At 30.7% G+C, this 15,258-nt stretch carries 13 protein-coding genes and 1 pseudogene; 13 read left to right on the forward strand and 1 reads right to left on the reverse strand.

Features of this window, described 5'->3' with window-relative positions; all coding sequences use genetic code 11:
- Nucleotides 1-3 precede the first annotated feature (3 nt).
- The 13 genes and pseudogenes from OC535_RS01245 to OC535_RS01305 all read left to right on the forward strand — a co-directional run bounded on the left by OC535_RS01245 (nt 4) and on the right by OC535_RS01305 (nt 9,557).
- A complete protein-coding gene (locus OC535_RS01245; RefSeq protein WP_027089446.1) occupies nt 4-1,407 on the forward strand; it encodes a hypothetical protein in 1,404 nt (467 codons plus the stop codon).
- Nucleotides 1,408-1,881, forward strand: coding sequence for a ribonuclease H family protein (locus OC535_RS01250; RefSeq protein ID WP_027089447.1), 474 nt, complete (start codon nt 1,408-1,410; stop codon nt 1,879-1,881). It begins immediately after the preceding gene.
- Between the two features lie 185 nt (nt 1,882-2,066).
- Complete coding sequence (locus OC535_RS01255; protein ID WP_027089448.1) at nt 2,067-2,759, forward strand: hypothetical protein; 693 nt, start codon at nt 2,067-2,069, stop codon at nt 2,757-2,759.
- A 133-nt stretch (nt 2,760-2,892) separates the two neighbouring features.
- The gene (locus tag OC535_RS01260) at nt 2,893-3,780 is read left to right on the forward strand and encodes a ParA family protein (RefSeq protein ID WP_027089449.1); all 888 of its coding nucleotides are present in this window, start codon (nt 2,893-2,895) and stop codon (nt 3,778-3,780) included.
- Between the two features lie 41 nt (nt 3,781-3,821).
- Nucleotides 3,822-4,667, forward strand: a complete 846-nt coding sequence (locus OC535_RS01265; RefSeq protein ID WP_027089450.1) for a ParB/RepB/Spo0J family partition protein — start codon at nt 3,822-3,824, stop codon at nt 4,665-4,667.
- Nucleotides 4,668-4,723: 56 nt separating this feature from the next.
- A complete protein-coding gene (locus OC535_RS01270; RefSeq protein ID WP_027089451.1) occupies nt 4,724-5,215 on the forward strand; it encodes a hypothetical protein in 492 nt (163 codons plus the stop codon).
- Between the two features lie 110 nt (nt 5,216-5,325).
- Complete coding sequence (locus tag OC535_RS01275) at nt 5,326-5,616, forward strand: DUF6618 family protein (RefSeq protein WP_027089452.1); 291 nt, start codon at nt 5,326-5,328, stop codon at nt 5,614-5,616.
- 1 nt (nt 5,617) lies between these two features.
- Nucleotides 5,618-5,998: a hypothetical protein gene (locus OC535_RS01280; protein WP_027089453.1), complete on the forward strand. Its 381-nt coding sequence runs from the start codon at nt 5,618-5,620 to the stop codon at nt 5,996-5,998.
- 68 nt (nt 5,999-6,066) lie between these two features.
- Entirely contained in the window at nt 6,067-6,294 is a 228-nt protein-coding gene (locus OC535_RS01285; protein WP_027089454.1) for a hypothetical protein, read from the forward strand.
- Between the two features lie 14 nt (nt 6,295-6,308).
- The gene (locus OC535_RS01290) at nt 6,309-6,692 is read left to right on the forward strand and encodes a hypothetical protein (RefSeq protein ID WP_051592756.1); all 384 of its coding nucleotides are present in this window, start codon (nt 6,309-6,311) and stop codon (nt 6,690-6,692) included.
- Nucleotides 6,679-7,257 carry a hypothetical protein gene (locus OC535_RS01295; protein ID WP_027089455.1) on the forward strand — a complete coding sequence of 193 codons (579 nt, stop codon included), beginning with the start codon at nt 6,679-6,681 and terminating at the stop codon, nt 7,255-7,257. Before OC535_RS01290 ends, OC535_RS01295 begins: the two co-directional genes overlap by 14 nt.
- 444 nt (nt 7,258-7,701) lie before the next feature.
- Entirely contained in the window at nt 7,702-8,094 is a 393-nt protein-coding gene (locus OC535_RS01300) for a helix-turn-helix domain-containing protein (protein ID WP_051592757.1), read from the forward strand.
- 226 nt (nt 8,095-8,320) lie between these two features.
- A pseudogene (locus OC535_RS01305) lies at nt 8,321-9,557 on the forward strand (IS256 family transposase).
- A 450-nt stretch (nt 9,558-10,007) separates the two neighbouring features.
- On the opposite strand, the gene OC535_RS01310 reads toward OC535_RS01305, so the two are convergent.
- Entirely contained in the window at nt 10,008-15,020 is a 5,013-nt protein-coding gene (locus OC535_RS01310; RefSeq protein WP_051592758.1) for a discoidin domain-containing protein, read from the reverse strand.
- Nucleotides 15,021-15,258 lie beyond the last annotated feature (238 nt).

Here is a 15,258-nt window from a genome sequence, read left to right on the forward strand (position 1 = left end):
TAGATGATTACCAATAACACTTATGTATCTTACGCTACATGCGGTTCCAGAGATGATATCAATATCTGGCTTAATACCGGTCATGACATCTTCAGCAACCGTTCGGACTATAAGACAGTGATAGCGCATCAATGTGATTATAAGGACAGGCATTCTTATACTTATGGCAGAAAGAAGAACAAAAAGGTTTACTCTAATATTTATGCCCATCTGATGGAGGTTATGATTCCAGTTACTATGACTGATGCACTTAAGCATGATTTTATCAAAAAATTCATGTGTGCAGTAAATCCGCTTTACAAGCTTAACAGTTTCCTGTACTGCTACAAATTTATTTCAAAAGGTAAAGGTAGCTATATTAGTGTACTGTGTTTTACCAGAAAGTATTTCAAAAGACAACGGTTAATGACTGTTACCTATGAAAAGGATTATATTTACAGCAGTAAGACAAAAAGGCTGTGTAAGAAAGATGATCCGGATGCAGTACTTGTTCATAAGAAAGGTGATATGAAAAAAGATGCCAACGGCTCTCCTGTAAAAGAAACTTTCTTTGTTTCCCAAACAGAGCAAGAAATATTTAAATATACTTCTTTTACCCGATTTCATAAACGTCTTTTAAAAAATGCCGAGTATGCAGCTATGCTGTTAGACCGGGATTTCTGGAATAAAAAAATAAAGTATTTTTCACGGATAACAATAAAAAAATCAGGTTTTAAAAATAAAGAAAAGATTCATATAAAAAATCAGCTGATAATCAGGCTAAATTCCCGTATTAATTCTATGCAGACTGCATTACAGGAAGGCAGGTACTGGAACACCTCGGATATTGATAAAGCCTTTCATAAGATGATTCATCGTATTAACAGTCTGTTATATCTAACCAGATGGACCGACCCGGTGAGTGGCAGTTCGATCTATCTCGGAACAAAACAGTCTGTTACATGTTTAAAAGACAATATTTCTTTAATAGAGGAGTATATAGAGTCACTCCTAACGCAGTGGTGGGCTGATGAAGTATATAGTGATGATGATTTTACAGCTGATCAATATACGGAGCATGAAGCTGATTCGGTTAAATCTTTAGTTGAAACTGATAAATACTGGAAAGATTTCAACAACAATAAGTGGAGTAAGAACCGCTATAGTTATGAGGAGGCTCTTGAGTATTCAAGAACTCTTATAAACTGCAGGAACTGCATCAATTGCCTTGACTGCCGAAACTGTAAAAACTGCACTGACTGCATAGACTGCAGCTGCTGCACTGGATGCTGTAACTGTTTTGAATGTGTTTTCTGTATCAGGGCAACTGATCAGCATCATTATATGGAGAAACCTTCAAATACTGGATACTGGGACAACAACTTAATAAATACATATCTAAATCTGAAAGAAAAAGGGGTGGCTTAAATGAAAAAACTGCAATGCTATGTTGCATCAAGTTTTGATGAACTGAACAAAAAATGCGGATATGGAGTAATTATGGTAGAAGAATACAAACCAATTGATATTATAAGCGGTTTTACAGAAGAATCATGGCAAATAAAGAGCTATCAGGTTGGAGGATATCTGATAGGGGTTTTGAAAGGGATTAAATATGCAATAGCTAATAATTATGATGATGTTACGATTTTTTACAATTTTGAGGGAGCAGACAAGTATACAAAAATAAGAAACAGTGAAGGATTATCAGATGTAGTAAAAACATATCTCTCAGGTTTCAAGGATTTAGAACAGAAAATTGATATAAAATTTGAAAAGGTTAATATGAACCTGTTTCTTCCAAGAACAAATTTACAGCGTGCATATAAAGTATCCAGAAAAGCAACGCGCGAAGAATATGATGAATTTCATATTCTAAACAAGAAGAATTTCAAGGCTTAAAATCGGATGTTTGCTGGAGCAGAATGGGATAAATATACTGTACAGGACGCTTTAAAAAACGGAAAAGATGAAATGTCTCAATTGGTAAAAATGAGATTATAAGGGCATTAACATATAAAAATCATATTATATCGGTAGAATAGCCGACATAATGATTAGAGTTTACTGGAGAGGAGTAATGGTCGATGCTGAATAATGACAAATCTGATAACTGCAGAAGAAAAGTAAATATAAAATTATCTATTGAAAATGTTAAAGCTGTTTTGAACAGAGTAAGTGAGTTGATGCTCGATCATGCCTATTCAGTCGAAGCAAATATTTCATCATTTTCTGCCTCTGTAATAAGAATGTCCAATGGCAGTTTAGAAAGCGGTGACTATAAGTTTATTAAAAGTGTATGCAAGTCAAATAGTAACGAAAATTATATATGCAGAACGCTTGAAGCTGTAAATATGCTGAAAAATGAAAAACAAAAAAATGTAATTATTCTTCACTATTTCTATAACGCTACATTTAATGAAATACGTTATGGTTATTATGATTCAGTACACGATGTTGAGTTTGAACCTATCTGGCAGGTATATAAACTTCGTGATAATGCGCTGGCAGAGCTTATTTATCTGTTTGATGATGTACTGGTCTATGAAGATGAAAATATAAGGAACAAGAACACAAAAACTGTAAAAGAAAGTAAAAGTAAAGAGCGAATCCCAGTTAACTATATAGCTAAGAATGGAATGCACGGGACTATACATTTAAAAGATTACGAAGATTTTTTAAACTGGTCAAAGCGTATGAAGATATTCAAAGATGTTGAATTAACTGAAGAAACTATTAAGAATGTCAAAGCGGTGTTTGGGGTGAAAGGGGTAGCGTAGATGTTTGATGTCAAATACTTGAATTTTATTTTGTAAAATGAGTTGATTCTTATTAGTTTATGAATGTTTTTGCTGTTGAGATTAATACGAAAAAGTGAAATTTAATAAAAGAAAAAACAAGGAGAATAGAGAGATGAAAGTTATAAGTATTATCAATGAAAAGGGCGGAGTTGGAAAAACCACCGCATCAGTAAATATCAGTTACGGGTTAGTAGAAAGATTAATGAATGACGGAAAAAGAATTTTGTTAATCGATGCAGATGCACAGGGCAATGCAACTAAATTTTTTCTGCCGGAGTTTAAATCAATTACATTAGAAGAATTTAATATGCTGGAGGTACCGGAAAACTGTGACATTAGAAGTTCAACTAAGTTTATAAAAAATTCACTAATCAGTATGCTTGGCGAAAGAAATGATTTAAATAAACTTCTGCTTGAGGGGAAAGATGTTATTAGAGAGTGTATTCATCAAACACAGTATCAGCAGTTAGATATTATTCCATCAATCGGTACTGAACTTATTGCTACAGATAAGCTGCTTGGTGCATCAACAGGTCAACGACATGTGATTTTAAAAAGGGCTTTGAGAGAAATTAGAAATGATTATGATATCGTGATCATTGATCATGCACCAACATTTAATAATATTACTGTAAATGGTCTATTTTGTTCGAATGAAATTATAATCCCACTTAAACCAGGTGGATTTGAATTAAAGGGGCTGATTGATACACTTGAGGAATTGTTTGATATTGAAGATGATTATGAATGTGAATATAAAATAAGAATATTGATGAATATGATTCCTCGTGGTATAAGACCGGCTTACATCAATTTTATTAATAAGATTAGAGAATTCTATGGCGATACTATTTTAAAGACAACAGTAGGCTATCAGGATGCAGTTGCATCAAGATCAACTATGAGCGGTAAATTACTGTATAACAGTAAAACTGGTGTTGGTGAGGATTATCGTAATCTTGTAGATGAATTAATTAAAGAGTTTGATAATGAAATTTAAATCCTGGTAAATTTACCAGGATTATGAGGAGGAGTAAAGGTATGGCACTTACAAATTTAATCAATGCAGATAAAGTTAACAAGATGAATAAGAAACCCGTTGGACTAAAAACTATTGATATTGATGATATAGAAGTGAATCAACATAATCAGTTTGATATTAATGGAATTGACGAGCTTAAATCGTCAATTCTGGAATATGGATTAAGGAAACCACTGGATGTTTATAAAATAGGTGACAGATACAGGATAAGTGATGGTGAACGTAGGTATACAGCACTTAAGGGATTAGCTGACGAGGGAAAGATAGAACCGGAAGTATACTGTATCGTTTATGAAGCACCGGAAAGTGAATTAAATGACCGTTTGCGTTTGATATTAGGAAATGGGACAAGAATAATGTCGGAACTAGATAAAATAAAAATTGTTGCTGAGCTGTTAGATATATATCAGCAATTGGATCCTAAACCTAAAGGTAATAAAAGAGACTGGATTGCACCTTTTATTGGTGCAAAGTCAGGTAAAACGGTACAAAAATATATAAATGCAATTGAAAAGAAAGAAGAATCTGTTGATATAGGAACGCATGATGAAGCCAAAAAAGATAGCTGTAAAAATAAAGAGTATGGATTAAGTGAACTCTTTTCAGATTACAAAAAGCTGTTAAAGCAGATTGATAAGATTAATAAAAAAGTTGAGAATACATCTATATCTCATAAAAAGATTGCAGAGTCTGATGATAGGGATATTACTGTCGAAGATTCTCTAATAAATATTCATAATGTGATTAGTAAATTTAGCAGATGTATTCAAATATCAATTGAGATAGATGAACAAAATAAAGATGAAAATGTTTTAGATGGGCAGATGAGTATGGATGAAATATAAGTACAAGGAAATTACAACGCTGGTAAATTTACCAGCGTTGGCAAAGGAGGAATATGATGATTAAACGTTTATTTTATACTGTTTTTAATAACATTGATGTATTTAGGTTATTTAAATGGATAGTTATATTTATTATTGAGTGTGTAGCAATGTATTTAGGATTTTTAGGTTTTGCCTGTTTAGTAAATCCGGATATGGTAGATAAAAGTTTTGTGGCCAGTGCTTCCTTTCGAAATAACTATTATGTATATTTAACTATAATTTTTTTGACTGAGGGAATTAGAAATATAACCAGTTCTATTTTCTTTGATAGAAAAATTACTTATATCAGTGGTTCAACAATAGAACGGATAAAAAAAATAAAAGTTTTATGTATGGAATTTTATTCTTTTATAAATGAAATAATGCATGATTCAGATAAAATACTTAGATTTTGTGGAGTAGTTTTAATATTTGTTTTCTGCATTTTGATTTTGTTGCTTTTACCTATATTGGTTTATTTTATGTATGGATTTATATTGCTTTTTATAGAAATTTTAATGTATTAAAGCAGAACAGTGAGAGTATTCTTTGATAATATGGAATGTCATGTTAGAGAATTCGAAGAAAATCGTTTCTTTCCAGTGCAAATGGCTAATATTTTAGGAGTGAAATAAAAATGGAAATAAAAAATAAACAGAATTTTACGAAAAATACTAAGATTTATTTTGAACATTGTGTAGAGATAAAAGATAACAGTTATTTAATAATTTTTGGTCATCACATAAACGGTGGATTTATAGCAATACCAAATTGGAATATTTGCTGTGAAGCATCTGATCATAGTGATAGCTGTTATTATAATCGAATTAAATTAATGGATGCAGGAATGGATGAAATTACTGCAAGAGGGATTTCTGAATATATTAATTCATGGATTGAAGTCAATTACAATATACCAGGTGATTAGAATGGCGCATGATTTTACTATAAGAGTACCAAATGGAATATGGTCGAAAAGATATGATGTAATAACTGTTGGAAATGAACATACATACATTGAAAAAAAGGAATATAAAGGAGTACCTAATGATGAAGTGTATTTCTTTGGATATGCAGATGGAATTTTTTATAAAGCTTTTAGATGTGAGGAATGTAATGCATTATCTGGTAATGGGTCAATATATTTGATTTCGTATGATACAGCAGTAAAAAATTTAAAAAAGGCAAAAAATGAATTTTATAAATTAAACTATCCAGATCCAACAAGAATTAACGATATTAAAGAATTTTATGAACGTATGAAACACGATTATAAAAATGTTGAATATTTTGAAATTATTTTTGATTAATTTAATTGAGGTTGAAATGGTTAATTGGAAATATGAAAAGAGTTTTAAAATTCAGGAGGTTATAGAGGATGCCAAAAATTATAGTATATGCTAATTACGAATTCACAAATGATAGTAATCATTGTGCGGATAATGGAGAGCTTTCAATGTTGTATGATGTACCAAAATCGTGGTTGAAATGGAATGAAGAAAAACGACAAGCCTGGCTGGAAAAAAATAGTGAAAAAATTGAAAAGGAGTTCATTTATTCTATGTGTGTTAATGACATTTATGATCATTATGAAGATGTTGAATAAAAAGAGGGATTAAAATGAATAGAATCGAGAAATTTAGAGCTGAACTGGAAAAATATGAAGAAAAATATGCATTATTAATAAAAGAGCATATTCAAGAGGAAATTAATAAAATTGATTCAGACATTGAAATAAGCATATACAGCAATGATATAGATCGTATTTATGTCACATATAAACAGTTTAAATTTGAATTTACGTATAATTATTCAATAATAAGCAGGGAATTGTATCTTCGTGGTTATGGAAAAACTAATACTCATGGTTATTCTTATGACAGGTATACAAGAGAAGAACAGAAGGAACGTGAGAGAGCATATGATTATGTGCGTTCAATATTAAAAAGTGTTTTAGAATGTGATCAAGGCCAAAAGGAGATGATAAAAAATGTATGTAATTAAATATAATAGTGAAATTTATGCAGGAACATACAGTGATATGGATGGGCTGTATCTTTATCCAAGCAGTTGGTTTAATATGCAAAAACCAAAAGTTTTTAAAACACTAAAAGGCGCAGAAAAGCATCTTAGTAATCTAAAAAATAAAATCGTTTGGGGAAATGATGAAAATGCATATAATTTTAAAATTATTGAATGGTCTGAAAATGATTTAGAATCACATTTAATGTTTATTGGACTTAAAACACCTGAAAAAAATACAAATGATGATCTACAAAACAGTAATACTCTTTCATCAGATAAAAAGTTAGAGAAGTATTGGAAAAAAGTATTCAAACCATTGAAAATGAAAAATCAAGAAATAGAAATTACAAGTATCACAGTATCTAATAATGTATGTATCATAAGTTATTTAATGCCTTACTGCACATCTGCTGACAAATATAGCTTTCAAGCTGATATAGATAAAGAAAAAGTAATCGATGGATTTTGTAACGCAGTAGAAGAAAGAGCAAATGAAATGATTACTATGATTAGAGAATGCAGTTATATAAGAAATCTATTTTAAATATAAAGCGTGCAGGTTAAATATGAAAAAGAAGTGTAACATTTGCGGACAATATTAAACGGGGATTAAAAATGTGTGTATTTTTAATCCTGAGTCTATTAAGTTGTAGTGCAACTACATATATTTAAAAAATAATTATAAAAAATTTATAAATAGTATGATGATTAAAATTTAAACTTGCAAAGGGGACAGTAAAAATGAGCAATACAATAAAGGCAATAAACTATGAAGAATATGTAAATACTCCCTCGTTGAGAAACGGCTATAATGATACACTCGCAAAGTGTCATTTATACAATTACGGCTGTATCTTTGTTGAGACAATACTGGGAGTAATGTAATCAGATGTGAAATAATAAATAATCAGGGCACATACAAAAATGTTAAACGTAATATTTAATAACATTTGTGTCAGTGAGTGGTACAAAAGAGGAGTTGAAAATTATGAACGAAAACAAAGATAAGATCTGTGATGATGCAGACAGTAGAAAAAATCCATATACATACAGAAATATAGTGCTTTCATCTGAAGGACATGGTGAAAAGATGATGATTGACAGAGCTGAGTTTGAAAAGTGGGCTAAAGAAAATGGTAAAATTATTATTGACCCCCTGGAATATCAGACGGAAAAATATATGAATACAAATAAAGTAATTGAACTTATGAAAGTAAAAAATATAACAGTATATAAATTATCAAAAATGACAAATTATGACCGTACGAATTTAAAGAAACTACTAAATGGTGAAATAAAAGATCCGACTATATCTACAGTAATAGCTATTGCAGATGCATTAGAAATAAGCATAGACGAGATAGTAATCAGAAATAAATAAAAATACATTTATATAAGGAGAAGTAACGCTATGAAAGAAATATTAAAAATTATTTATATAGCAATCTGTTTAGCAGTTTGTTTGGATTGTCAACAATTTTTTGGACAATTTTTAAGAGAGAACAGGAGAGTGTAAAATAAACTGTGTAAGTAAAGAGCGTACGGCTTTGCTTAGACAGTTTATTTTTTATTTAAATAGTATATAGTAATTATGATTGGAGATTTATATGACAAAAATTAAAAGAGACCCACAAACTGTAGCTTTAGCTGAAGCTATTTTAAAACAATATAAACCAGAGTAGAAGACATGTCTAATGCTTTGAAGGATCTTTTTGGACCAATGTTAGAGAGTATGCTTAAAGGTGAAATTAATCATCATCTTGGTTATGATTCTAATGATAAAAATTTTAAAGAAACTGATAATCGACGTAACGGTTATGGTAAAAAGAAAGTAAAATCTTCACAAGGTGAACTGGAAATTCAGGTTCCCAGAGATAGAAACGGTTCATTTGATCCAGTGATCGTCCCTAAACGACAAAGAGATATATCTTCTATCGAAGATAAAGTTATTGCGATGTATGCGGGGGAATGTCACAAAGAGATATTTCAGCTACTATTGAAGATATTTATGGATTTAGTGTATCACATGAAATGATTTCTGATATTACTGATGCAGTTTTAGATGATCTAAATGAGTGGCGAAATAGACCGCTTAAAAAGTGTTATGCGTTTACTTTTGTTGATTGTATGTATGTAACACTTAGAAATGATTATGAGGTAAAGGATTGTGCTGTATATGTTATCTTAGGCTATGATTTAAACGGTAATAAAGAAATACTCGGTATTTGGTTAAATGAGACAGAATCTAAGAATTATTGGATGCAAATTTTTGATGAAATTAAAGCACGTGGTGTAGAAGATATATTCTTCATATCTATGGATGGTGTATCGGGATTAGAATCAGGTGCGAAAGCAATATTTGCCAATGTAGTAGTCCAAAGGTGTATTGTTCATTTGATTCGCAATTCACTAAAATATGTACCATCAAAGGATTATAAGCGATTTACGCAAAGTATAAAAAAAGTATACGGGGCTGCTAGTTTAAAAGCTGCAAATACAGCTTTTGAAGCTTTTAAAAAAGAATGGAGCCATTATCCAGGTGCAGTAGATGTCTGGGCAAGAAACAAGGAGCATATCGATCAATTATTTGATATCGGAAGTGATGTAAGAAAGATCATGTATACGACTAATGCAGTTGAATCGATAAATGCAACATTTAGAAAAGTCACAAAAAAAGGAGCATTTCCTAATGAAAATGCATTATTTAAATTAATATATTTAAGAGTGAGGGAATTAGAGAAAAAATGGGAAGGAGGAAGAGTTAGAAACTGGTCAATGGTATTAAACCAATTAATGACAGATGATAGATTTAGAGACAGGATAAATAAATATATAAAATTATAGATCATAAATATGTGAAGATATTTACAGGTAAGCGTTTACAAAGGAACACTTACCTTTTTGAGCATTAATATAAAATCAAACAAATAAAAGAATGTGTATAAAATTATAACAGCATAGAAAAAGTGGTAAGTTTTTAATTCGAAATAATTTTTCTAAAAAACTTACACATTTTACTTGACAAACCCGGCTTCTACTTAAATTTCCTTGCAAAACAAAAGCACTGATCTGGTGCTAATGTTTAAAATTTTTTGAGATATTTTCAAATTTGCTTGACAAAAACAAATCACGAAATTTTCCATATAAACAATTCAATAACAAAGTATATTTTTTCAAAGATAAAGCATAAATTAGTCATAGTCACAAATAAATTCTAACTAGCCCTAACCAGTATTTTCTATTTAACAAATTTCTTTAAAAAACGGTTATGAAAATTCATAACCGTTTAAAGAATTAATCTACTTTTCTTCTAAATGCTGTATATCCAGCCGCACTTAATAATGCCATTGTTGCAAACATTCCAACTAAACCATTATCTCCTGTTTTTACACTTACTATTGTATCACCTTTATTTACTGGTGTACTTACTGTATTATCAGTTGTTACAGTTTGTAATCCAGCAATAGCTTTTGCAAGAACATCTTTTGCACTATCTACTTCTTCTTGAGTTGCATTTGAAATATCAAATACTACTTTTGCGTCATTCAATGCATCACTTAAAACTTTATATGATGCCTTTGTATAATTAGCTGCGCTTAATCCATTTGCTTTGTTGATTAAATCTTCTAATAAAGTTTTATCAGGGATTAATCTTAAATTTATAAATGCAGTTACTAATTCATTGTATACTTTAGTTATTTCTTCTTGCATTGCATTTTCATCGTTGTATACACCAGTTGCCACTACTAAAGCCTCATTAAACGGTACCCATGTAGCTTCTGTGTATTTACTAGCTTCTAATCCACTAACCTTATCAATAAATGCTTTTAACGCTGTTTTGTCACCTTTAACAAAGTCTAGCATATGCATAGCTGTTGCAAGTCTGTCAAATGCAGCATTTACTTTATCTTGAGTTGCACTAGTATCATTATAAATTCCATTAGCTTCATCTCTTGCTTCTTTGAATTCTTCAACTACTGCCGGTACGACATTAGCTAAATCTTCATCAGTAATAGCATTAGCTAAATCTAGGGCAATCTTTAATAGTGTTTTATCTGCCTCTTTTGCTGGTTCATTAGGTTTTAAAATACCTTCTGCATTCTTTAATGCTTCAACCATTTGAGCTATTTCTTCTTGATCAGTTGCATTTTCTAATACATCTCTAGCTTCATCTAATAAAGTATTAAATTCTTCAATACTTTCTTCAGTACAATTTGTTGTATCAACTTTTTCTAATTCTTCAATACGTTGACTTAAAGCATCTGTATCTAATTCAATCTTACCATATACTTTAAATTCTGCAGCTGCAACAATTGTATTATTTGAACCTTGTTTCCAGTGATATGTATCATTTGCACTTAAACGTACATATTTGGCTTCAACTGGGGATTCAAAAATGATATCAGTAACCCCGTTACCTTCTCTTACTGTAGCACCAGTTGCTACTTGTTTCCATTCTTGACCATCCATACTTGTTTCTACAACATATTCTAAAATATTACCTGTACAATTTAATTTTTGAGTAGCATCAAATCTTGGAATATATTGTACTTTGTTTACTGTATAAGCATTTGACAATTCATAAGTTAAATATTGTTTTTCAGTTTTATTGTTAGCAGTTTGTGCACTTGCCCAATAAGTGTTTGTATTAGCATCATTTGCATTATTAGCTACAGCACCTTCAGTGCTATCATATGTAGTAGCTGTTGGCTTAATATTTTCATTTGAGATTAATCCTTCTTCACTACTATCAGTTGTAAATTCATTGTATCCTAATGCTCTATCTAATACTTTTATACCTAATTTACCTTCAAATCCATCGCTACCAAGGATCGTCTTAGCAGCTTCGATAACTAATGTTTTATTATCTTTATCATATGCTGAACTTTGTAATGCTCCATCAACATATAATTTTAAGATACCATTATTTTCTTTAATTGCTTGAATTTGATGATCAGTACCATCATTTACTACAACTTTAGATGTAGCTGTTGCATTACCTAATGTAAAGTATGCTTTACCTTCAGCATTAATTCCTACTGTATATCCTTGACTAGCAAGTTCTTTATTAGTTGTTGTCGTATTAACATCTACAACCACACTAAATCCATTATCATTACTTAATGATTTTGCTACAGTTCCTACAACTTTAGAACCAGTTACTTCATCAGATTTAACAGATAAAGCTGTATTATTTTTATGGAATATTACTGATTTTTCAGCTTTAGCAACTTTATTTCCATTTAAATCAGAAATATCTTTAGCAGTTACAACAACTGTTGCATTGTTTGTTGGTTTAGTTGCCAATTCAATTTCATAAAAAACTTGATCAACGCTCTTACTAACGTTAGCTATTTCTGCAACTTTTCCGTTTACTGTAACATCAAAATCTGTTCCAATTACTTTTTCATCAAATTTAACATTTAATGTTTTATCTCCATCAGTTGATAAAGTTGTATAAGTAGGAGCTTCTACATCTTTAGTAGTTGACAAAGACCAAAGTCTTGTTTCACCAGGTTGTAAAGTAACAGTTACTTCTTGACCATATGTAAATTCTTTATAGTTATCATTTCCACTTTCTGGCATATTATAACTATGAATTCCTGTACTATATAAAGTTTTATCTTTAATAGACTCTGCAAGACCAATATTACGATCTAATGTAAATGTAATTGTTTGTACTTCGTCATCAGGATTACGCATTGAAATAATTCCATCCTCACCATCCCAAGCAGAGAATCCATATGCTTCAAATTCTGTCGATTGACCAATTCCACCTAATTTAACACCATTAGCTGGATTTCCACCAAACATCTTAGCATTTTTTAAAATATGGAAATTTTCTTCTGCCCATGCTAAGAATTCAGCATTTACTTCATACTTACCTTTTGTCATAATTGAATCTGAATAATACAATTCCCAGAAACCTGTTCCACGAGTTGACATCATGTATAAGTAATTTTTAAATTGTTCATCAGTCATTGAATTAATATTAATTTGTGTACCTTCAACCCCATAAACCGGATCATGATTATAAAGGTTTGCAAGCGGGAATTGGAATTCATGTTCTTTAATGAAGTCATAATAAACAGCTTCACGGTAAGTTAGCATGGTATCCATTTTGTTATTAATTGGACCAGCATCACCACGGTCATGTGTACATTGAATCCATACACTGTTTGCCCATTGTAAATACCAAGGGCTTGGATTTACATAACAAGTTAATGAAATCCATAAATCATTGATATTGTCATCAATTTCACTTTGACGAACTGCTTCAAACAAATCAATCCATGCTTCCCACATATCAGTTACATGATACATATTTTTATATCCACCTGTCATGTGATTATTTGCATATCCAGGTACCCCATCTCTAGCAGGGAAAGCATTAAATTGCGCTCTATCAGCAAATCCATCCCATTTCCAATAATTAACTTTATATTCTTTTTGCCAATTTACAGCCATTTCTTGGAAATTTTTAATGTAGTTACGATCTGCTACATCGATTGAACCTCCAGCTTTACTTCCTGTACCATTTTTAACTAAAATATCAGCTAAAGAACTATAAAAGTTATAACCACCACGTGGTCCAACCCATACCCCAAAGTTACTTCCAAAATTATTTACTAATTCACTTGAAGGTGTTAATCCTTGAGGAAATTTACTGTTGAATTCCCAGAATCCTGTTTGATTTAATGTTGTTCCAGAACGTACTGCATCTACAACATGTGTATCATTATAGTTATTCCATCCATCATCTACAACATATGAATCTAATGGTCTAACACCTGTATTACTCAGTTCTCTATCAACTTCAATAAATGAATCAAGAATATTTTTATCATCAATTCTCATCATATTATCAAACCATGAATTATATTGAATTCTAAATTCAGAAGGTGTTGCAATAGATTGGATATAATCATAAAAATCTGCCTGAATTACAGAATTATCAGTACTTCTAGCAGCACCAGCTACTGTTTGCCATGTCATATAATTAGTCATGCCATCATTGCTAGTAGCTTGCTTATCGTCAACTAATTTGTTAAATGTTTTTCCTGTATAATATCTGATATAACCGTTATCATCAACGATTTGTGTATCAGTTGCAGGAAATTCACATCCCATAAACATACCTTGAATATAGATTGGCTGTCCTAAATTAGCTTTAAATTCATCCATTTCAACAACGCCACCTTTTCCAGTTGGAATAGTCCAAGTAGCATCACTTTCATTAACATTTAATGATTCTAAATCAATATAATCGATTTCAGCTTCTCCTGCATGTTCATCAGGTACACTAATTTCCATATATTTACGCATGAAGTGATCCCCTTCATACATAACAACAACTTCATTAACTGTATAATCTACACCTTTGAAATTATATGGTTCAAAAGAAAATGTTACTTTTTTACCAATTTTTTCTATGTTATTAATTGTAGCAGTAGTATCTTCTACTGTTACTCCATTTTCCTTTAAAGTCAAATCACTTGCTTCAAAAGAACGTGCATTATCTTCTTCAACAGGTGCCTTTTCTGCATGTAAATTAAATTCTGCTCCACCTGCAAATTTTGCTCCATTATTAGATGAAGTCGCAACAAACTTAATTTGTGTTGCTGTTGTAGCTTCTTTTAAATTTACATAAATAGGATTTACTCCTTCATAAACAAAATTTCCTTTAGCAACTTGTTTCCATTCAGATGAATCAACTGCTAAATCATCACCAACAGGTCCATTATAAACCCATAATTCATATCCTTGAATATTTCCATTTGTCTCTTCACCTTGTTGTCTAGGTGTATAAGAAAATGCTTGAAATGTTTCTTCACCTTTTAAATTAATTACAACGTTATGAGGATATTCTTGGTCACCAGTTCCCCCACCATAATTAGTATGCCAGATTGAATTAACATCACCGTCTAATAAATTTTGAGCTGGTCCATCACTTGGTCCTGATGGGTTATGAAAACTATCAGCTGTCGCTGTCCAACCATTACGATTAAGTGCCGGTACAACTGGAGCATCTTTTTGCTCTTTAGTTGTTTTAATAATAAATTCTTCGCTGCCTGTCGCTGGTTCAAACGTTGTTTTAGCACGTTTATTTTCAATACTAGTAGTTTTTAATTTATTATCTACTGTTGAAAATTCCCTTTCAATATACTCGTTTCCAATTGTTACAATGTTATTTGAATTAGTTACTTCAATATCAGAAGCTGCTAATGCATCTAACTTATTTGTATTCATTGGGACACAAGATAATGTAAGAGCTAAAACTAATGAACCTTTTAAAATTTTTTTCATTTTTCTTTCCTCTTTATCTTTTCTTAATGTATGTTTATATTTTTAGTTAAACTACTGGTGATTTAGTTCATATTAAAAATACATTAGATATTCTAGCATATTATTTATTTTAATTATTTATAATAATTAGTAATCATTTTGTATAAAATGGCTATAAATATGTTGCAGGCTTAAAAATATGTAAATTTGCTGTATTAAAAAGGATAAAATTTATGTTAATTAAATAAAATATCTGTCT

Source organism: Clostridium sp. Marseille-Q5894, assembly GCF_946902305.1.
Classification (GTDB): domain Bacteria; phylum Bacillota_I; class Bacilli_A; order Erysipelotrichales; family Coprobacillaceae; genus Thomasclavelia.

Bases quoted from the DNA above. Each gene is read 5' to 3' on its own strand.
- OC535_RS01250 (WP_027089447.1), top strand. From the start codon at position 1,408: ATGAAAAAACTGCAATGCTATGTTGCATCAAGTTTTGATGAACTGAAC.
- OC535_RS01295 (WP_027089455.1), top strand. From the start codon at position 6,679: ATGTATGTAATTAAATATAATAGTGAAATTTATGCAGGAACATACAGT.
- OC535_RS01290 (WP_051592756.1), top strand. From the start codon at position 6,309: ATGAATAGAATCGAGAAATTTAGAGCTGAACTGGAAAAATATGAAGAA.
- OC535_RS01270 (WP_027089451.1), top strand. From the start codon at position 4,724: ATGATTAAACGTTTATTTTATACTGTTTTTAATAACATTGATGTATTT.
- OC535_RS01310 (WP_051592758.1), bottom strand. From the start codon at position 15,020: ATGAAAAAAATTTTAAAAGGTTCATTAGTTTTAGCTCTTACATTATCT.
- OC535_RS01260 (WP_027089449.1), top strand. From the start codon at position 2,893: ATGAAAGTTATAAGTATTATCAATGAAAAGGGCGGAGTTGGAAAAACC.
- OC535_RS01275 (WP_027089452.1), top strand. From the start codon at position 5,326: ATGGAAATAAAAAATAAACAGAATTTTACGAAAAATACTAAGATTTAT.
- OC535_RS01300 (WP_051592757.1), top strand. From the start codon at position 7,702: ATGAACGAAAACAAAGATAAGATCTGTGATGATGCAGACAGTAGAAAA.
- OC535_RS01255 (WP_027089448.1), top strand. From the start codon at position 2,067: ATGCTGAATAATGACAAATCTGATAACTGCAGAAGAAAAGTAAATATA.
- OC535_RS01280 (WP_027089453.1), top strand. From the start codon at position 5,618: ATGGCGCATGATTTTACTATAAGAGTACCAAATGGAATATGGTCGAAA.
- OC535_RS01245 (WP_027089446.1), top strand. From the start codon at position 4: ATGATTACCAATAACACTTATGTATCTTACGCTACATGCGGTTCCAGA.
- OC535_RS01285 (WP_027089454.1), top strand. From the start codon at position 6,067: ATGCCAAAAATTATAGTATATGCTAATTACGAATTCACAAATGATAGT.
- OC535_RS01265 (WP_027089450.1), top strand. From the start codon at position 3,822: ATGGCACTTACAAATTTAATCAATGCAGATAAAGTTAACAAGATGAAT.